General features: G+C 70.5%; 21 protein-coding genes. 14 read left to right on the forward strand and 7 right to left on the reverse strand.

The annotated features are described in order from the left end of the window. The first annotated feature begins 14 nt into the window (after nt 1–14). The 8 genes from BM333_RS05755 to BM333_RS05790 all read left to right on the forward strand — a co-directional run bounded on the left by BM333_RS05755 (nt 15) and on the right by BM333_RS05790 (nt 6,626). Nucleotides 15–800 (forward strand): LOG family protein, encoded by a 786-nt coding sequence (locus BM333_RS05755; protein ID WP_092308562.1) that lies wholly within the window; start codon nt 15–17, stop codon nt 798–800. Between the two features lie 23 nt (nt 801–823). Continuing rightward, complete coding sequence (pyrE, locus tag BM333_RS05760; RefSeq protein ID WP_092308564.1) at nt 824–1,408, forward strand: orotate phosphoribosyltransferase; 585 nt, start codon at nt 824–826, stop codon at nt 1,406–1,408. An 11-nt stretch (nt 1,409–1,419) separates the two neighbouring features. Beyond that, a complete protein-coding gene (locus BM333_RS05765) occupies nt 1,420–2,169 on the forward strand; it encodes a pyridoxine 5'-phosphate synthase (RefSeq protein ID WP_092308265.1) in 750 nt (249 codons plus the stop codon). Next, nucleotides 2,166–2,567 (forward strand): holo-ACP synthase, encoded by a 402-nt coding sequence (acpS, locus tag BM333_RS05770; protein ID WP_092308267.1) that lies wholly within the window; start codon nt 2,166–2,168, stop codon nt 2,565–2,567. The genes BM333_RS05765 and acpS overlap by 4 nt, the downstream gene beginning before the upstream one ends. A 193-nt stretch (nt 2,568–2,760) precedes the next feature. Then, a complete protein-coding gene (lepB, locus tag BM333_RS05775) occupies nt 2,761–3,729 on the forward strand; it encodes a signal peptidase I (RefSeq protein WP_425425120.1) in 969 nt (322 codons plus the stop codon). Continuing rightward, a complete protein-coding gene (gene rnc / locus BM333_RS05780; protein WP_092308271.1) occupies nt 3,729–4,445 on the forward strand; it encodes a ribonuclease III in 717 nt (238 codons plus the stop codon). The genes lepB and rnc overlap by 1 nt, the downstream gene beginning before the upstream one ends. Then, nucleotides 4,442–5,389 carry a GTPase Era gene (gene era, locus BM333_RS05785; protein WP_092308273.1) on the forward strand — a complete coding sequence of 316 codons (948 nt, stop codon included), beginning with the start codon at nt 4,442–4,444 and terminating at the stop codon, nt 5,387–5,389. The genes rnc and era overlap by 4 nt, the downstream gene beginning before the upstream one ends. A gap of 13 nt (nt 5,390–5,402) precedes the next feature. Then, nucleotides 5,403–6,626, forward strand: coding sequence for a serine hydrolase domain-containing protein (locus tag BM333_RS05790; protein WP_245777170.1), 1,224 nt, complete (start codon nt 5,403–5,405; stop codon nt 6,624–6,626). Here BM333_RS05790 and BM333_RS05795 read toward each other — a convergent pair. From BM333_RS05795 to BM333_RS05825, 7 genes are read right to left on the reverse strand one after another with little or no spacing between them, the layout of a single operon-like run. After that, on the reverse strand, nt 6,623–7,282 hold the full coding sequence (locus BM333_RS05795) for a dihydrofolate reductase family protein (protein ID WP_092308277.1): 660 nt from the start codon (nt 7,280–7,282) through the stop codon (nt 6,623–6,625). The two genes, BM333_RS05790 and BM333_RS05795, sit on opposite strands and share 4 nt — an antisense overlap. Before the next feature lie 24 nt (nt 7,283–7,306). Further along, nucleotides 7,307–8,242, reverse strand: coding sequence for an alpha/beta fold hydrolase (locus BM333_RS05800; protein ID WP_092308279.1), 936 nt, complete (start codon nt 8,240–8,242; stop codon nt 7,307–7,309). 27 nt (nt 8,243–8,269) lie between these two features. Next, entirely contained in the window at nt 8,270–8,674 is a 405-nt protein-coding gene (locus BM333_RS05805) for a DoxX family protein (protein ID WP_092308281.1), read from the reverse strand. Between the two features lie 57 nt (nt 8,675–8,731). Further along, entirely contained in the window at nt 8,732–9,175 is a 444-nt protein-coding gene (locus BM333_RS05810) for a VOC family protein (RefSeq protein ID WP_092308283.1), read from the reverse strand. Next, nucleotides 9,175–9,654, reverse strand: a complete 480-nt coding sequence (locus tag BM333_RS05815) for an SRPBCC family protein (protein ID WP_092308285.1) — start codon at nt 9,652–9,654, stop codon at nt 9,175–9,177. Before BM333_RS05815 ends, BM333_RS05810 begins: the two co-directional genes overlap by 1 nt. A 34-nt stretch (nt 9,655–9,688) precedes the next feature. Then, nucleotides 9,689–10,192, reverse strand: a complete 504-nt coding sequence (locus tag BM333_RS05820; RefSeq protein ID WP_092308287.1) for an SRPBCC family protein — start codon at nt 10,190–10,192, stop codon at nt 9,689–9,691. Continuing rightward, a complete protein-coding gene (locus BM333_RS05825) occupies nt 10,176–10,523 on the reverse strand; it encodes an ArsR/SmtB family transcription factor (RefSeq protein WP_092308290.1) in 348 nt (115 codons plus the stop codon). Before BM333_RS05825 ends, BM333_RS05820 begins: the two co-directional genes overlap by 17 nt. 132 nt (nt 10,524–10,655) lie before the next feature. Here BM333_RS05825 and BM333_RS05830 point away from each other — a divergent pair, with 132 nt between their 5' ends. The 6 genes from BM333_RS05830 to BM333_RS05855 all read left to right on the forward strand — a co-directional run bounded on the left by BM333_RS05830 (nt 10,656) and on the right by BM333_RS05855 (nt 17,563). After that, nucleotides 10,656–11,267 (forward strand): flavodoxin family protein, encoded by a 612-nt coding sequence (locus tag BM333_RS05830; protein WP_092308292.1) that lies wholly within the window; start codon nt 10,656–10,658, stop codon nt 11,265–11,267. Nucleotides 11,268–11,300: 33 nt separating this feature from the next. Then, a complete protein-coding gene (locus tag BM333_RS05835; protein ID WP_092308294.1) occupies nt 11,301–12,224 on the forward strand; it encodes a nuclear transport factor 2 family protein in 924 nt (307 codons plus the stop codon). A 2-nt stretch (nt 12,225–12,226) separates the two neighbouring features. Continuing rightward, nucleotides 12,227–12,958, forward strand: coding sequence for a DNA repair protein RecO (gene recO, locus BM333_RS05840; protein ID WP_092308296.1), 732 nt, complete (start codon nt 12,227–12,229; stop codon nt 12,956–12,958). A 77-nt stretch (nt 12,959–13,035) separates the two neighbouring features. Continuing rightward, the gene (locus BM333_RS05845; protein ID WP_092308298.1) at nt 13,036–14,616 is read left to right on the forward strand and encodes an ATP-binding protein; all 1,581 of its coding nucleotides are present in this window, start codon (nt 13,036–13,038) and stop codon (nt 14,614–14,616) included. A 76-nt stretch (nt 14,617–14,692) separates the two neighbouring features. Continuing rightward, nucleotides 14,693–16,894: a DNA topoisomerase IV subunit A gene (parC, locus tag BM333_RS05850; protein ID WP_092308300.1), complete on the forward strand. Its 2,202-nt coding sequence runs from the start codon at nt 14,693–14,695 to the stop codon at nt 16,892–16,894. Between the two features lie 93 nt (nt 16,895–16,987). Further along, nucleotides 16,988–17,563 carry a LemA family protein gene (locus BM333_RS05855; protein ID WP_092308302.1) on the forward strand — a complete coding sequence of 192 codons (576 nt, stop codon included), beginning with the start codon at nt 16,988–16,990 and terminating at the stop codon, nt 17,561–17,563. Nucleotide 17,564: the final 1 nt, after the last annotated feature.

Below are 17,564 nucleotides of genomic sequence, written 5' to 3' on the forward strand. Positions count from 1 at the left end.
TGAACGCGGCCCAGATGGCCTCGCCCTCCTATCGGCTGGCCGCCCTCGACCAGGACTTCCTGCTCGGCGATTCGATGCGCGGCGTGCGCTTCATGCTCGAGTACGGCAAGGCCGAGGAGGCGCTGCGCGACTGGGGCGTGCGCTCGACCCTGGTCGTCTTCGGGAGCGCCCGCATCGGCGAAAACGGCGATCCGGTCCACGCCCGCTGGTACAATGAGGCCCGCGCCTTCGGCCGCCTGGCCTCCGAGCGCGGCGGGGCCCTTCGCGCCCGCCCCGGCGAGCCGCGCGACAACGTCATCGCCACCGGCGGCGGCCCGGGGATCATGGGCGCGGCCAATCGCGGGGCGCACGACGTCGGCGCGCCCTCGATCGGCTACAACATCACCCTGCCGCACGAGCAGGAGCCGAACCCCTGGTCGACGCCGGAGCTGACCTTCCGCTTCCACTACTTCGCCATGCGCAAGATGCATTTCGCCATGCGCGCCAACGCCCTGGTGGTCTTCCCCGGCGGCTTCGGAACCTTCGACGAGCTGTTCGAGATCCTCACCCTGCGCCAGACCGGCAAGAAGCGGAACGTGCCGATCGTCCTGTTCGACGAGGCATACTGGCGTTCGGTCGTCGGCTTCGAGAAGCTGGTCGAGTTCGGCATGATCGCCCCGGTCGACCTCGAACTGGTCAGTTTCGCCGAGGACGCCGAGGGGATCTGGACGGAGCTGCTCGCCCGCGGCCTGAGACCCGGCCACGAGAGCGCCGAGGATCCGCATCAACCGGCGCTTCAAAGCGAGGGCGTGACGGGGTAGGGGAGGTCGCTATGACCGCTCCCATGACCTCGGACGACGTCCTCGACGAATTCCGCGCCGCCGGCGCCCTGCGCGAAGGCCACTTCGTGCTCTCTTCCGGCCTGCACAGCCCGGTCTTCCTGCAGAAGAACCTCGTCTTCATGCACGCCCACCGCTGCGCCCGCCTGTGCAAGGCGCTGGCGGAGAAGATCACGGCCGCTGTCGGCCCCGTGGACGTCGCCATCTCGCCGGCCGTCGGCGGCATCATCCCCGGCTACGAGACCGCCCGCTGGCTGGGCGTCCCGTCGATGTACGTCGAGCGCGAGGGCGGCGCCTTCCGCCTCCGCCGCGGCTTCCACGTCGAACCGGGCCAGAAGGTGGTCATGGTCGAGGACATCGTCACCACGGGCCTGTCGAGCCGTGAATGCATCCAGGCCATCCGCGACGCGGGCGGGGACGTGGTCGCGGCCGCCTGCGTCGTCGACCGCTCGGGCGGCCGCGCCGACGTCGGCGTCCCCCTCGTGGCCCTGGCGACCCTCGACGTTCCCGCCTGGCCCGCCGACGCCCTGCCGCCGGAACTGGCCGCGCTGCCGGTCGAGGACCCCGGCAGCCGCCGCCTGGCGAAATAGGAAGGACCGCCATGCGCGATCGGGTTCGCCTCGGAATCAACATCGACCACGTCGCCACCGTGAGGAACGCCCGCGGGGGCGGCCATCCCGATCCCGTCCGCGCCGCCCGCGAGGCGCTGGCCGCCGGCGCGGACGGGATCACCGCCCACCTGCGCGAGGATCGCCGCCACATCACCGATCCGGACATCGCCGCGCTCAGCGACCTGTGCCTGGAGGCCGGAAAACCGCTCAACCTCGAGATGGCGGTCACCGACGAGATGCTGGCCATCGCCCTGCGCCACCGCCCGCACGCCGCCTGCCTGGTGCCCGAGCGGCGCGAAGAGGTCACGACCGAGGGCGGGCTCGCCGTCGCCGGGGCCGAGCCCCGCATCGCGCCGGTCGTGAAGGCGCTGTCCGACGCCGGCGTCCGCGTCTCCCTGTTCATTGAACCCTCGCTGGAGCAGGTCGCGGCCGCCTCCGGCGTCGGCGCGCAGGTGGTCGAGTTCCACACCGGGCGCTACTGCCACCTGTCCGGCGACGACCGTCTGGTCGAGTTCGAGCGCCTGCAGGCCGCCGCCGCCCGCGCCGCCGACCTCGGCCTCGAGGTGCACGCCGGCCACGGCCTCGACTACGCCACCGCCGCCGACATGATGGCCATCCCCGAGGTGCGGGAGCTGAACATCGGCCATTTCCTGATCGGCGAGGCGGTGTTCGTCGGGCTGGCGCCGGCCATCCACCGCATGCGCGCCGCCATGGACGCGGCCGCGGCGGAAGTCGCATGATCGTCGGCGTCGGCGCGGACCTGACCGACATTCGCCGCATCCAGCGGTCGCTGGACCGCTTCGGCGACCGTTTCCGCCATCGCTGCTTCACCGAGCTCGAGCGCGTCCGCTCGGAACGCAAGCCCGATCCGGCGTGGAGCTACGCCAAGCGCTTCTCGGCCAAGGAGGCCTGCGCCAAGGCGCTGGGCACCGGCATGCGTTCGGACGTCTACTGGCGCGACATGGGCGTGGTGAACCTGCCTTCGGGACAGCCGACCCTGGCGCTGACCGGCAATGCGGCGGCCCATCTGGAGCAGATGATGCCGCCCGGCCACCGCCCGCACATCCACCTGACCCTCAGCGACGAGCACCCGTACGCACTCGCCTTCGTGGTGATCGAAGCCTTGCCGATGGCGTAATCAGGCTATACCCGTTTCGCGGCTGAAAGACCGCGGTCAGCGGCTGGGGGACAGGGTTGATATGAGCGACGAGCACAAGCCGCACGAGGACGATCACGGCGCCGCTCCGGCGGCCGATCCCCGGCCTGGGCCCGCCGATGCGGAGCCGGCGACGCACGACGCCCCTGCGCCGTCCGGCGAGCCCGAGGCGCGCATCCATGAACCCGCGCCGGTCCGGGAGCCGGCGGAGGCGCCGACCGCCGAGGCGACCGCCTCCGACGCCGCTCCGGATGAACCCCAATCCCACGCGAACCTCGACGCCGAACCCGCGGCGACGGCGGCCGGGCGCCGGCCGGTGTGGAGCGACTCCGGCGACGCCCCGTTCGAGGATGTCGAATCGACGCCGGTCTACGCCCGCAGCGGCAAGGGCGCGAAGCGCAAGGCGAAGAAGAGCGGCGGCAGCGAGAGCTGGGAGATCATCAAGACCGTCGTCTTCGCCCTGCTGATCGCCCTGGTCCTGCGCGTCCTGCTGTTCCAGCCCTTCACCATTCCCTCCGCCTCGATGGAGCCCAACCTCCACGAGGGCGACTACATCGTCGTCTCCAAGTGGAGCTACGGCTATTCGAAGCACTCGATCCCGTTCAGCCCGCCCGTGTTCGAGGGCCGCATCTTCGCCAGCGAGCCGGCGCGCGGCGACATCGTCGTCTTCAAGCTGCCGCGCGACGACCGAACCGACTACATCAAGCGCGTCGTCGGCCTTCCGGGCGATCGCATCCAGATGATCGCCAACGTTCTGCACATCAACGGCGCACCGGTCCGCGACGTGATCGTCACCGGCCGGGACGTCACCAACATGTACGGCGAACTGGTCGTCACCGCCGACGAGACCCTGCCCGGCGGCCGGACCTTCCGGATCCAGGACTACGGCCCCGGCCGCGATCTCGACGACACCCCGGTCTTCGAGGTGCCGGCCGGCCATTACTTCATGATGGGCGACAACCGCGACAACTCGGTCGACAGCCGTGTCGACGAGTCGATGGGCGTCGGCCTCGTTCCGGCCGAGAACCTGATCGGCAAGGCGGAGATCATCCTGTTTTCGTGGCAGCCCGGCGCCTCGCTGTGGAACCCGATCAGCTGGTTCTCGAAGGTTCGCCCGAGCCGGTTCTTCACCGACCTCGACTGATGGCCGATCGACGGGCCGAGGCCGTCGCCGCGCTGGTGCGCGGGCTGGGCCACGACTTTCGCGACCCGGGTCTGCTGGAGCGCGCCCTGACCCACCCCAGCGTGGGCGAGGGCGCGGCCCGCGACGCCCGCGGCCGGCCCTTCGTCGACAACCAGCGGCTGGAGTTCCTCGGCGACCGCGTGCTCGGCCTGCTGGTCGCCGACCGCCTTCTCCGCGACTACCCCGAGGCGGCCGAAGGCGAAATGTCCTCCCGCCTGCATGTCCTTGTCGACAAGTCCGCCTGCGCCCGGGTCGCCGAACGCCTTGGCGTCGGTCCGGCCATGCGACTGTCGCCCGGCGAGGCGAAACAGGGCGGTCGTCGTCGCGGGGGCGTGCTGGGCGACGCCATGGAGGCCATCCTCGCCGCCGTCTGGCTGGACGGCGGCATGGATGCCGCCCGCGCGGTGTTCGAGCGGGTCTGGGCCCCCGAGTTCGCGGCCTCGGCGAAGCCGTCGCTGGCCAACCCCAAGTCCGCGCTGCAGGAATGGGCCCTCGGCCAGGGCAGGCCGCTGCCGACCTACCGGATCGTCGACCGCACCGGCTCCGACCACGCCCCGACCTTCACGGTCGAGGCCAGCGTGGCCGGATACGAGCCCTTGACCGCGAAGGGCCGTTCGCGTCAGGAGGCGGAGAAGGCGGCCGCGACCGCCCTTCTCCAGCGTGAAGGCGTGATTTGACCGATATCCAGAACCAGCGGGCCGGCTTCGCCGCCATCATCGGCGCCCCCAACGCGGGCAAGTCGACGCTGGTCAACCGACTGACGGGGACCAAGGTCTCGATCGTCACCCAGAAGGTCCAGACCACCCGCTTCCCGGTGCGCGGCATCGCTATGTACGGCGACGCCCAGATCGTGCTGGTCGACACTCCCGGCATCTTCAGCCCGCGCCGCCGGCTGGACCGCGCCATGGTCGCCTCCGCCTGGGGCGGGGCCGAAGAGGCCGACGCCGTCGTCCACCTCGTCGACGCGGCCTCGCACATCGCCGCCCAGGGCAAGGAGGGGACCCCTGCCGACCGCCGCTCGGCCGAGGACACCGAGACCATCATCTCGGCGCTCAAGGAGTCCGGCAAGAAGGTCATCCTCGCCCTCAACAAGATCGACGGCATGCGTCGGGACACCCTGCTGGCCCTGTCGCAGCAGCTGTTCGAGACCGGCGTTTACAGCGAGGTCTTCATGATCTCGGCCCTGTCCGGCGACGGGGTCGACGACCTCGGCCGGCGGCTCGCCGGGATGATGCCGGCGGGGCCGTGGCTCTATCCCGAGGATCAGTCCGCCGATGTGCCGATGCGCGTGCTCGCCGCCGAGATCACCCGCGAGAAGGTCTACCTGCGGGTCCACGAGGAGCTGCCCTATTCGGCGGCGGTCGAGACGACCTCGTTCGAGGAGCGCCCCGACGGCTCGGCCCGCATCGAGCAGACCATCTATGTCGAGCGCGACAGCCAGCGCCCCATCGTGCTGGGCAAGGGCGGCCAGACGCTGAAGTGGATCGGTCAGAAGGCGCGCGAGGAGCTGACCGAGCTGCTCGACCGTCCGGTGCACCTCTTCCTGACCGTGAAGGTCGACCCGAAGTGGCAGGACTCGCGGGCCCTCTACGCCCAGTTCGGCCTCGACTACGACGTCTGAGCCCTTGTTCCACGTGCCCCGCCGCGCCGGCAACCACCCCCGGCTGACCTTCGGTCTCCTGGCCGTGCTGGCCGTGATCGTCGCCGGCGGCGCGGGGTGGGCCACGCTGAACCGGCCTCCGCCCGAGGGCGAAGCCGCGGCGGCGACCCTGCCGCCGCGCCCGCCGCTGGTCGAGGTCGAGGGCCTGCCGCAGCTCAAGGAGCAGCTGGATCGCTGGGGCGGCGCCGGCCGCTTCACCGGCGGCGTGCTGGTCGCCCGCGGCGACGAGGTCCTGTTCCGCCAGGTCTACGGCATGGCTGACCGGGAGGCCGGGGCGCCGCTGGAGCTGGACTCCCGCTTCCGCCTGGCCTCGGTCAGCAAGCAGTTCACCGCCGCCGCCGTCCTGCGGCTTCACGACGAGGGCGTGCTCTCGATCGACGATCCGCTGTGCCGCTGGATCGATGACTGCCCCGCCTCATGGGCGCCGGTCCGGCTTCGCCACCTGCTGGCCCACACCTCCGGCATCCCAGATCTGATGGCCCGTCCCGGCTGGGGCCTGCGCCGGGTGACGCCCGCGACGCCGGAGGAACTTACTGAAGACTCAACACGCTATAGCCCGTCCTTCCCACCGGGGACGAAGGTCCGCTACAGCAATGCCGGCTACAATCTGCTGGGCGTGGTGGTTGAAAGGGCTAGCGACCAGCCGCTGCACGACTACCTCCGCGCCGCCTTCTTCGAGCCGCTCGGCATGGCCGACACGGGCTACGACGACGGCCTCTCGGACGTGGTCATGGGCTACGCCAACCTGGGCGGGCCGCCCAGCCCGCAGCCCAACGCCAACCTCAGCATCATCTTCGCCGCCGGCGGGCTCTATTCGACGCTCGACGACCTGCTGGTGTGGAGCCGCGCGCTGCACGGCGGCCACCTCCTCTCGCCCGAGAGCTATCGACAGATGATCGCCGACCATGCGCCCGCGGATACGCCCGACGAACGTGGCCAGCCTCGCCGCATGTGGGGCTTCGGTCTCTACGAGAAGGCGCTGGGCCGTCAGGTGCGACCCGACTTTCTGGATCGCCAGATCTATCACACCGGCAGCTGGTCCGGGTTCCGCAACCTGGTGACTTACCAGCCGGACGAGGACGTCACGGTCATCGTCCTGTCCAACAACTTTCACCAGCGCGAGGCCGTGCTGCTGCTGTCCCAACAGGGGATGGCCGAGGCTCTCGGCCGGCCGTTCCCGAGCGCGGTCGCGCGCTAGCCTTCGGCTCGCGATCCGTTCCGTCGCGCCTGGCGGGCTTCGCTGACCCCGTCACCGGCGAAGGAACCGGTCGGCACGTCGCCGGCCAGACGGTATGCGCCCACCACCACGCCCTTGCCTGTGACCTCGGTCCCCAGCGGCGTCCAGCCGCGCGGGCGCGAGCCGGCGTCGAACAGGCGCTTGCCCTCGCCCAGCACCACGGGGAAGGTCAGCAGCGTCATCTGGTCAATCAGGTCGGCCGCGAGCAGGGCGTGGATCACCTGACTCGATCCCTGAATGAGCAGGTCGCGACCTTCGGTCTGTTTCAGCACCCGGACCGCCTCCACGACTTCGCCCTCCAGCAGGTGACTGTTCGCCCACGGCGTCGGCGTGCCCGGGCTGGCGACGACGTACTTGTTCACGGCGTTGAAGACCCGGGCGATCTCGTCGTTCTCGTGCGGCCAGTAGGCGGCGAAGATCTCATAGGTCCGGCGACCGAGCAGCAGGTCGTAGTCCCGGCCCATGGCGCGGTCCATCAGACGGCCGAGGTCCTCGTCCCAGTGCGGAAACACCCAGCCTCCGAAGCGGAAGCCGCCGGCCGGATCCTCCTCCGGCCCGCCGGGCGCCTGCATCACCCGGTCCAACGAAACAAAGGTGGCGGTTCGGATCGTGCGCATGGCGGCGCCTCCTGTCAGTCGGCCTTAGAAGAATCCGGGCGGGGGCGGCGGAACCGCGTCGTCGAGGAACGGCAGGATGGCGTCCGCCAGCCGCTGCGGTTCGCCGAACACACCGATGTGCGAGGCGCCCGGCAGGATGGCCAGCCTCGCGGGCGGCGGTTCGGTCAGAAAGGGCTGCGACGCCCGCGCCGCGTCCCCGCCGCCGCGCAGCCGGTACAGCTCCACGGCGTGCTCGGGCCGAACGATGTCGTGGTCGCCGACGATGACGAGGGTCGGATGGGGCAGGGCGCGAATGTCCTCCGCCGGCCAGTCCTGGCCGTGGTCCATAACCTTGATCTTGTCGACGACCGAGGCGAAGGCCTCCGGATCCGGCGCCAGCCGGCGGAACTCGCGCTCCATGGCCGAGCCGGCGAACATCTGCGGCGTGATCTGCGCCATCATTTCGGTGAAGCCCGGCAGGTTGCCGGCCTCGTTGAAGCTGACCGAAATCACCACCAGGTGGTCGACCCGCTCCGGATGCCGCAGCGCCAGCTGCAGCGCCGCACCGGCCCCCATCGAATAGCCCACCACGTCGGCCTTGCCGACGCCGGCGTCGGCCAGCACCGCGGCGGCGTCGTCGGCGAGGGACTCGTAGGCGATAGGGCCCGGCAGGTCGCCGGTGCGCCCGTGCCCGCGCTGGTCGAGCACGATCAGCGGCCGGCCCGGCATCAGGTCGGTCAGCGGTTTCATCGCATCCGACGACATGAAGGCCCCGTGCAGCACCAGCACGGGCGTGGCTCCGGAGCCGAGGTCGCCGTGCACGAAGTAGCGCACCTCGCCGCCATTGACCGTCGCGGAATCGGTCCGCAGCGCGGCGGCCTGGACGGCGGCTTCCGCCGGCGGTGCGGCGGGCTGCGCCCAGACCGGGAGGGCGGCCGCCAAGGCGGCGGCGGCGACGGCGGTCAGCAGGATCGGTCTCATGGGTCTTCTCCGCAAATCGGGTGGCCGTCAGGCGGACGCCGCCGGCTGACGCCGCCATGGGAACAACCCACGCACGGCGGGGTCGCGCAGCCAGAGCCCGCCCCACATGAACAGGCCAAGGTAGAGCGAGAACAGCTGGTGACTGAGCAGGGGGTTGCCGACCCGCACCTGGGTGGCCATGGCGCCGCCCAGCAGACCCGTCATCAGCACCGCACCCAGCACATTGGTGCGCGGGAAGAGATACAGCAGCAGGCAGCCCAGCTCGATCAGGCCGATCGCGAGGACGTAGTCCGCCGACCAGCCCAGCGCCTCCAGGGTTTCGGCGGCGACGGGCATGCCGGCCAGCTTCGGCGCGATCGAGGCGCCGAGCATGAACAGGGCGAACAGGACGGTCAGGACGCGGCCGGTCCAGACCATGGGCGAGGCCTTCATGGGTTCTCTCCTCGGGAAGGACAGGGGAGGGGCGGCACGGCCGCCCCCCCGGGATCGTCAGCTCTTCGGCCCGCGCCACTCGCCGGCCGGCACGGTGTTGACCATCCACGGCACGCCGAAGCGGTCGATCAGGCTGCCGTAGCCGGGCGACCAGAAGGTCTCCTGGAAGCCCATGACCACCTGGCCGCCCTCGGACAGCGCCTCGAACCAGCGCTGCGCCTCCGACCGGTCCTCGGTGTGCAGGGTGACGTCGAAGCCGTTCTTGGGCTTGTCGACGTTCGGGGCCCAGTCGACGTCCATGTCGGCGCCCATGATCGCCTGGTCGCCGACCTCCAGCCAGCAATGCATCAGCCAGTCGCGGTAGGTGTCGCCCACGGGCATCTCCGGCGGGGCGTCGGAATAAGGCATGGCCGCGGTGATCTTGCCGCCGAGAACCCGGGCGTAGAACTCGAAGGCCTCGCGGCACTGGCCGCGGAAGCTCAGGCTGGTCACGATCTTCATCATCTGTCTCCGTCGTCGGCGAGAAAGGCGACGAGGCGCTCGAAGGTCGAGGTCCAGCCGTGCCGGTGCCCGGCCAGGCTCTGCTCCGACTTCAGGCCCTCGTGGGTGAAGTCCATGCGGGTGCGGCCGTCGGGAAGTTCGGCGAACTCCACCGTGACCAGGGTGTCGACCGGCGGCCCGTCCTCGTGGGACTCGTCCCACTTGAAGGTGAACACCAGGCGCTCGGGGGGGACGATCTCGCGATAGACTCCGCCCTGCCAAAGGTCCTGTCCGGTCTCCGGCGAACGCAGGCAGGCCCGCCAGGCGCCGCCGACGCGCAGGTCCTGCGACACGCTCACCGCCGGCCATTCGACCGGACCCAGCCACAGCACCACGGTCTCGGGCGTCGTCCACGCCTTCCACACTAGCGCCCGAGGGGCGTCGAAGACGCGCTGCAGGTGCAGGGAGGGACGGGTGGCGATGGCTTCGACGTGGCTCATGTGGCCAGCTCCGGTCGACGGTCGGGGAAGGGGATCAGTTGTTCTTCAGCAGCTGCTCCAGCTGGTCGGCGCACTGGCCCCAGCCCTCGTGGAAGCCCATGGCCTCATGCTGCTTCATCGTCTCGGCGTTCCAGTGCCGGGCCGTGGCCACGTACTCCGCGCGGCCGTCGGCCAGCGGCGTTAGTTCGACCGTCGCGACCATGAACGGCTGGCCGGCGGGCTTCCAGTCCGGAGTGAAGGCGTCGGTCGTGGTCCAGCGCCGGTGCGGCTCGGCCTCCAGAAAGACGCCGTGGTTCGGAAAGCGCTCGCCGTCCGGTCCGTGCATGATGAAGTTGAACACCCCGCCCGGCCGCGGATCGACCCGCACGTCCGAGATGCGCCACGGCTTCGGCGCGAACCACTGCTCCAGCAGCTCAGGCGTCATCCACGCCTTCCAGATCCGCTCGGGCGAGGCGTCGATAGTCCGGCGCAGCTCTAGTTCGAAGGCGTGCGCCACGCCGTCGGTGTGGCAGGGGTTGGCGTCAGTTTCTTGGGCCACGGTCGTCTCCTTGCTGAATCTTCTTCAGGTACGCGTCCAGTCGGTCGAAGCTGGCGTCCCAGAAGCGGCGGTAGTGCTCCATCCACTCGGCGATGCCCTTCAGCGCCATCGGCTCCAGCCGCGCCGGCCGCCACTGCGCCTCCCGCCCGCGGCTGATCAGCCCGGCCTTCTCCAGCACCTTCAGGTGCTTCGACACCGCCGGCAGGCTGATGTCGAACGGCTCGGCCAGTTCGTTGACGCTGGCTTCCCCCTCGCTCAGCCGCGCCAGGATGGCCCGACGGGTCGGGTCGGCCAGGGCGGCGAATTGGGCGGAGAGAAGGTCGGTCTGCATGGCGGCTTCGTATGTAACTGACAGGTTAAATGCAGCGGGTCCGTCGCGTTGTCAACCGTGCGGTTAAATAAAGATCCGGAACGCGCCGACGGGCGCGCGCATTGGCCGGGCTCCAGCCGAGGAGACGACCCCATGAAGGCCCTGGTCCTGAACTGCACGCTCAAGCCGTCGCCGCAGACCTCGAACACCGAGGCGCTCGCCCGGGTGGTCATGGCCGAACTCGAGAAGGGCGGGGCTGAGACCGAACTGGTTCGCCTCGTCGACCTCGACATCAAGCCCGGCGTGAAGAGCGACGAGGGCGGGGGCGACGACTGGCCGTCCGTGCGCACCCGCATCCTCGCCGCCGACATCCTGGTCATGGCCACGCCGACCTGGCTCGGCCAGCACTCCAGCGTCTGCATGCGCGCGCTGGAGCGGATGGACGCCATGCTGTCCGAGACCCGCGACGACGGCCGCCCGGTCGCCTACGGCAAGGTCGCCGGGGTGGTGATCACGGGCAACGAGGACGGCGCCCATCACATCGTGGCCAGCATCTGTCAGGCCCTGATCGACATCGGCTTCACCATTCCCGGCCAGAGCTGGACCTACTGGCACCTCGGGCCCGGCCCCGGGCCGGACTACACCGACACCGACCAGGCCCACGAGTGGTCCGACCGCACCGGCCGCATCGCCGCCCGCAACCTGCTGGCCCTCGCGCGAGCGCTGAAGCCCGACACCTTTCCCGTCCCGGAAAGCGGCGACTAGGCCGACGGCCGGGGCCGGTCTAGGCTGCCGTCCATGCTCGCGCCCCTGCTCGCCCTCGCCCTGTCGGTCCAGGCCCCGGACCCCGCCGTCGCCGAGGCCGCCGCCGTGCTCGACGAACTCCATGCCGCCGCGGCCCGCGCCGACGTCACGGCCTGGGCGGATCGTCTCGCGCCGGGTCTGGTCTGGGTCGGCAACGAGACCTCCGAGCGCTGGAACCGCGACGCCTTCCTCGACTTCGCCGCGCCCGTCTTCGCCCGCGACGAGGGCTGGACCTATGTCGCCCGCGAGCGCCACGTGACCTTGGCCCCCGACCCCTGCGCCTGCGTGGCCTGGTTCGACGAGGTGCTGGACAGCGCCACCTACGGCACGGCGCGCGGGGAGGGCCTGCTGGTCCGCGACGGCGGGCGGTGGCGCGTGCTGCGCTACGCCCTCAGCTATCCGATCCCGAACGACCTGGCGCGCGACATGACCGCCGAAATCCGGGCCTTCGAGGCAGCCGCCCCGGTCGTCGACGCCCCCGGCGAGGCCGCCGACACGCCGGAGGAAGAGGCCGCCGCCGTCACCCTCGATGCCCTGCACGCCGCCGCCGCCGCGGCCGACAGCGCCGTCTATTTCGACCTCTTCGCCCCCGACGCCGTCTATATCGGCACCGACGTGACCGAGCGCTGGACCATCGACCAGTTCCGCGCCTACGCCGAGCCCTACTTCGCCCGCGGCCGCGGCTGGACCTACACGCCGCGCTCCCGGGCCCTGACCTTGGCCCCGCTCGACTGCCGCTGCGTGGTCTGGTTCGACGAGGTCCTGGACAGCGAGTCCTACGGAACGAGCCGCGGCACGGGCGTGCTGGTGCGCGGCGACGACGGCCGCTGGCGGGTCGCCCTCTACGCCCTGACCTTCCCCATCCCCAACGCCCTCGCGCGCGACATGACCGCCCGCATCCGCGCAGCCGCGCAGTAGGCATGGACTTCACCGACGACGCCTACGTCCTCGCCGCCCGCGCCCACGGCGACACCGGCGCCGTGGTGGAGCTGCTCACCGAAAGCCACGGCCGCCGGGCGGCCTATGTCGCGGGCGGCGCCTCGCGGCGGATGAAGCCCTTCCTGCAGCCCGGGGCCCGGGTCGTCGCCGACCTGCGCGCCCGCACCTCCGAGCACCTCGGCTCGGCCCGGCTCGAGCCGGTGGGGGAGGGGCCGGCGGCCCTGTTCGACGACCCGCTGGCCCTGACCGGCCTGGCCGCCGCCGCCGCCGTGGCCCAGGGCGCGCTGCCCGAGCGCGAGCCGCACCCGGGCGCTTTCCTCGCCTTCGAGGCCCTGATGTCGGCCTTCGCCGTGCCCGAGGTCTGGCCCGCCATCTTCGTCCGCTTCGAGGCCGGCCTGCTGGAGGATCTCGGGTTCGGCCTCGACCTCAGCCGCTGCGCCGCCACCGGCTCGACCGACGACCTCGTCTGGGTCAGCCCGCGCACGGGCCGCGCCGTCAGCCGCGTCGCGGGCGAGCCCTACGCCGACAAGCTGCTGAAGCTGCCCCCCTTCCTGCTGGGCGCCCAGGCCGGTCTCGGCGAGGGCGACGTCGGCGCCGGGCTCGACCTCACCGGCCATTTCCTCGAACAGTTCGTCTTCCACCCGCTGGACCGGCCCCTGCCGCCGGCGCGCACGTGGATGATCGACCGCCTGCGCGAGGCGGGACGGCTGTAGCGGCCCGCTTCAAGCGGCCTTAACCTGCGGTTGGTACGCTGGCGCACGATGACGGGTCCCTCGCCGAGGCAATCGATATGAGTCTGGCGTCCCTCGTCGAAACCTCTCTCGTGGCGGACGAGCCGGTCTCGGCGCCCGGCGATGCCGGGGACGCCCACCTCGCCACCTTCTTCGACGTCTCCCTCGATCTCCTGGTCATCCGCGATCTGCAGGGACACGTGGTCAAGGCCAGCCGGTCCTGGGAGAAGGTGCTGGGACACCGTCCCGCCGACATGGAGGGTCGGCCCCTCCTGCGTCTGCTGCACCCGGAAGACGTCGCCGCGACGCGTCTCAGCGTCCACGAGGTCGAGAACCGCAGGCGGGGCGATCCGGTGCTTGGCTTCATCAACCGCTACGCCCACGCGGACGGGTCGTATCGCACCCTTGAATGGCGCGCCCAGCGCTACGGCGACCTGATCTACGGCGTGGCCCGCGACGTGACGGATCGCATCGCCGCCGAGCGCGCCATGGCCGAAGCCCGGGCTGCGGCCGAGGCCGCCAACCGCGCGAAGTCCGACTTTCTGGCCAACATGAGCCATGAAATCCGCACCCCGCTTAACGGCGTCATCGGCATTGTCGACGCCCTGTCGCGGACCGCCCTGAAGCCGGAGCAGGCCGAGATGGTCGGTCTCGTGCGCGAGTCGGGCGTCGTGCTGGAAAGGCTCGTTTCAGACATCCTCGACGTGTCCAAGATCGAGGCTGGCCATATGACCCTCGAGAGCCGGCCCTTCGACCTGGTCCGGGCCCTCGCGCCGTGCATCGAGGGCGCTCGCTCCCGCGCCATGGACAAGGGCCTGGACGTCGTCGTCGCGCACGATCCAGCCGCCCAGGGTCGTTTCATCGGCGACAGCACCCGCGTCCGCCAGATCGTCGACAACCTGATGTCGAACGCCATCAAGTTCACGGCCGCCGGCACGATCTCCATCCGCATCGAGGTGGACGACGCCGGGCTCGTCCGGATCGAGGTGCAGGACACCGGCGTGGGTTTCGACGCCGAGACCGGCGCACGCCTGTTCGGTCGCTTCACCCAGGCGGACACCAGCATCACTCGCCGCTTCGGCGGCACCGGGCTGGGACTGTCGATCTGCCGTTCGCTGGCCGGGATGATGGGAGGCGACATCGCCGTCGATTCGACCCCCGGCGTCGGCAGCCGGTTCACGGTCCGCCTGCCGCTGGCGCGCGCCGCGGCCGACCCGGACAGCGCCGCGAACGACGCGGCTCCGGCCGTCGGCGCCCGTCGCGACAGGCCCCTGCGCGTGCTCCTGGCGGAGGACCACCCGACCAATCAGCGCGTCGTCCAGCTGATCCTGGCCTCGACCGGAGCGGAACTGACCATCGTCGAGGACGGTCATCGGGCGTTGGAGGCCTTCACAGCCGGGACATACGACGTCGTGCTGATGGACATGCAGATGCCGACGATGGACGGCCTGACCGCCACACGCGCCATCCGCGACCTCGAGACGCGGCGCGGCGTCAGCCCGACCCCGATCGTCATGCTCAGCGCCAACGCCATGCCGGAGCATCGCGAGGAGGCCCGCGCCGCCGGCGCCGACCTGCACGTCGCCAAGCCGATCACGGCCGCGAGCCTTCTGGCGGGCATCGAGCAGGCGGTCGGCTGATCGCCCACAGGCGCTTTCCGGCATGGACGGCGATCCTGCGCTAGACTGACGGCTTCCAGGCTCGAATCAGTTTCCCATGACCGTTCATACCCCGCCGCCGGAAGGCGGTCGCATCATCGACGAGCCCATGAGCGAGGCGCTGTCGCGCCGCTATCTCGCCTATGCGCTCTCGACCATCACCAACCGCGCCCTCCCGGATGTGCGCGACGGCTTCAAGCCGGTGCACCGGCGCATCATGTACGCCATGCACGAGATGCGGCTGAACCCGCAGGCGGCGGCGCGCAAGTGCGCCAAGGTCGTCGGCGAGGTGATGGGTGGCTTCCACCCGCACGGCGACGCCTCGATCTACGACGCCCTCGTGCGCCTCGCCCAGGACTTCTCGCAGCGCTACCCGCTGGTCGACGGTCAGGGCAATTTCGGCAACATCGACGGCGATAGCGCCGCGGCCATGCGCTACACCGAGTGCAAGCTCACGCCGGCCGCCATGCTGCTGATGGACGGCATCGACCAGGACGCCGTCGATTTCCGCCCCACCTACGACGACCAGGACGAGGAGCCGGTCGTCCTGCCCGCCGGTTTCCCCAACCTGCTGGCCAACGGCTCCTCCGGCATCGCCGTCGGCATGGCCACCTCGATCCCGCCGCACAACGTCGGCGAGCTGATCGAGGCCTGCCAGCTGCTGCTCGACAGGCCGGAAGCGACGACCGAAGAACTGGCGGCGATCGTCCCCGGGCCCGACTTCCCGACCGGCGGCGTCGCCGTCGAGGGCCACGCCTCCATCCTCGACGCCTACGAGACCGGCCGCGGCGGCGTACGCCTGCGCGCCCGCTGGGAGACCGAGGACCTCGGCCGCGGCGTCTGGCGCATCGTCGTCACCGAGGTGCCGTACCAGGTCCAGAAGTCCAAGCTGATCGCCGATCTCGCCGAGCTGATCGAGAACAAGAAGGCGCCGCTGCTCGCCGACGTGCGCGACGAGTCGGCCGAGGATATCCGCCTCATCCTCGAGCCGAAGTCCCGCACGGTCGAGCCCGAGGTGCTGATGGAGAGCCTGTTCAAGCTCTCCGACCTCGAGATCCGCTTTCCGATCAACATGAACGTGCTGGACGCGACCGGCACGCCGCGGGTTATGGGCCTCAAGGCCTGTCTGCAGGCCTTCCTCGATCACCGCCGCGAAGTGCTGGTCCGGCGCGGGAACTGGCGCATCCAGAAGATCGAGAAGCGCCTCCACCTGCTGGAAGGCCTGCGCATCGTCTTCCTCAACCTCGATGAGGTGATCCGTATCGTTCGCGAGGAGGAGCAGCCGAAGGCTGTCCTGATCGCCCGCTTCGGCCTGTCCGAACTCCAGGCCGACTATGTCCTCGACACCCGGCTGCGCCAGCTGGCGCGCATCGAGGAGATGGCGATCGAGAACGAATACAAGGCACTGTCCGAGGAACTTGCCGGCCTGCGTGCGATGATCGCCTCGCCGGCGAAGCAGTCGAAGCTCATCGCCCTAGGGCTGCAGGACGTGCGCAAGGCGATGATCTCGCCGCGCCGTACGACCATCTCGGAGGCGGTGGACACCTCCGCCTTCGCGCCCATCGAGGCCTTCATCCCGCGCGAGGCGATCACCGTCGTCCTCTCCGAGCGCGGCTGGATCCGCGCCCAGAAGGGCAAGGTCGACGACCCGTCCGAGCTGAAGTTCAAGGAGGGCGACAGTCTCGCCTTCCTCGTCCCGGCGTACACGACCGACAAGCTGCTGCTGGCGGCTTCGGACGGCCGCATCTTCACCATCGGCGCCGACAAGCTGGCCTCCGGCCGCGGCCACGGCGAGCCGGTGCGGCTGATGATCGACCTCGACGAGGGAGTGGGCGTCGTCAATCTGGTGGCGCACCAGCCGGGGGCGAAGCTGCTGGTCGCCTCGAAGGCCGGCTACGGCTTCGTCGCTCCCGAGGACGACCTGCTCGCCCAGAAGCGCGGCGGCAAACAGGTGCTCAACGGCGAGATGCTGGCCGCCCTGCGCGTCGCCGGCGATCATGTCGCCACCATCGGCGAGAACATCAAGGCGCTGGTCTTCCGCGTCGACGAGTTGCCCGAGATGGGGCGCGGCAAGGGCGTCAAGCTCCAGTCGTTCAAGCAGGGCGGCCTCGCTGATCTCACCACCTTCAACGCCGAGTCCGGTCCCGAATGGGTCGACGGCGGCGGCCGTCGCCGCCAGTGGCCGGACTGGAAGGACTGGCTCGGCAAGCGCGCCCAGGCCGGGCGCCAGGGCCCGCGCGGGCTGCGGAAGTTCCGGTGACCCGCAGGAGGTGACCACGATTTCACTTCGCGGCGTGAGCGTGAGCGGCGATAGTCGGGGCGAGGGGCCTGCCGCCCCGCTTTGGAGACCGACATGACCTTCATCATCATCGGCCTTGTCGTCGGGGCGATCGTCGCCTTCATCGTCATCGGCGGCTACAATCGCCTCGTGGCGCTGGATCAGCGCGCCGACCAGTCGTTCGCGGACATCGACGTCCAGCTCAAGCAGCGCCAGGACCTGATCCCCAATCTGGTCGAGACGGTGAAGGGCTACGCCACCCACGAGCGCGGCACCCTCGACGCCGTCACCCAGGCGCGGGCCGCCGCCGCCGGGGCGCACAACATCAACGAGCGGGTGCAGGCCGAGAACATGTTGACCGGCGCGCTCGGCCGTCTGTTCGCCGTCGCCGAGGCCTATCCGGACCTCAAGGCCAACACCAACTTCCAGCAGTTGCAGACCGAGCTGTCGGACATCGAGAACAAGCTGGCCGCCGCCCGCCGGTTCTTCAACAACGCCGTCTCCGAGTTCAACGCCGCCCGCCGCCAGTTCCCCGTGGTCCTGTTCGCCGGGCTCGTCGGCTTCGGCTCGGACAAGCCCTTCTTCGACGTGGGCGAGGCCGACCGCGCCGCCATGACCGCCGCCCCGCCGACGGTGAATTTCCAGGCCTGAT

It is taken from the genome of Brevundimonas viscosa, assembly GCF_900116065.1.
Lineage (GTDB): Bacteria > Pseudomonadota > Alphaproteobacteria > Caulobacterales > Caulobacteraceae > Brevundimonas > Brevundimonas viscosa.

Coding starts and splice junctions, on each gene's coding strand:
- BM333_RS05755 (WP_092308562.1), top strand. CDS start 15: ATGGCCTCGCCCTCCTATCGGCTGGCCGCCCTCGACCAGGACTTCCTG.
- pyrE (WP_092308564.1), top strand. CDS start 824: ATGACCTCGGACGACGTCCTCGACGAATTCCGCGCCGCCGGCGCCCTG.
- BM333_RS05765 (WP_092308265.1), top strand. CDS start 1,420: ATGCGCGATCGGGTTCGCCTCGGAATCAACATCGACCACGTCGCCACC.
- acpS (WP_092308267.1), top strand. CDS start 2,166: ATGATCGTCGGCGTCGGCGCGGACCTGACCGACATTCGCCGCATCCAG.
- rnc (WP_092308271.1), top strand. CDS start 3,729: ATGGCCGATCGACGGGCCGAGGCCGTCGCCGCGCTGGTGCGCGGGCTG.
- BM333_RS05795 (WP_092308277.1), bottom strand. CDS start 7,282: ATGCGCACGATCCGAACCGCCACCTTTGTTTCGTTGGACCGGGTGATG.
- BM333_RS05800 (WP_092308279.1), bottom strand. CDS start 8,242: ATGAGACCGATCCTGCTGACCGCCGTCGCCGCCGCCGCCTTGGCGGCC.
- BM333_RS05805 (WP_092308281.1), bottom strand. CDS start 8,674: ATGAAGGCCTCGCCCATGGTCTGGACCGGCCGCGTCCTGACCGTCCTG.
- BM333_RS05810 (WP_092308283.1), bottom strand. CDS start 9,175: ATGAAGATCGTGACCAGCCTGAGCTTCCGCGGCCAGTGCCGCGAGGCC.
- BM333_RS05815 (WP_092308285.1), bottom strand. CDS start 9,654: ATGAGCCACGTCGAAGCCATCGCCACCCGTCCCTCCCTGCACCTGCAG.
- BM333_RS05825 (WP_092308290.1), bottom strand. CDS start 10,523: ATGCAGACCGACCTTCTCTCCGCCCAATTCGCCGCCCTGGCCGACCCG.
- BM333_RS05830 (WP_092308292.1), top strand. CDS start 10,656: ATGAAGGCCCTGGTCCTGAACTGCACGCTCAAGCCGTCGCCGCAGACC.
- BM333_RS05835 (WP_092308294.1), top strand. CDS start 11,301: ATGCTCGCGCCCCTGCTCGCCCTCGCCCTGTCGGTCCAGGCCCCGGAC.
- recO (WP_092308296.1), top strand. CDS start 12,227: ATGGACTTCACCGACGACGCCTACGTCCTCGCCGCCCGCGCCCACGGC.
- BM333_RS05845 (WP_092308298.1), top strand. CDS start 13,036: ATGAGTCTGGCGTCCCTCGTCGAAACCTCTCTCGTGGCGGACGAGCCG.
- parC (WP_092308300.1), top strand. CDS start 14,693: ATGACCGTTCATACCCCGCCGCCGGAAGGCGGTCGCATCATCGACGAG.
- BM333_RS05855 (WP_092308302.1), top strand. CDS start 16,988: ATGACCTTCATCATCATCGGCCTTGTCGTCGGGGCGATCGTCGCCTTC.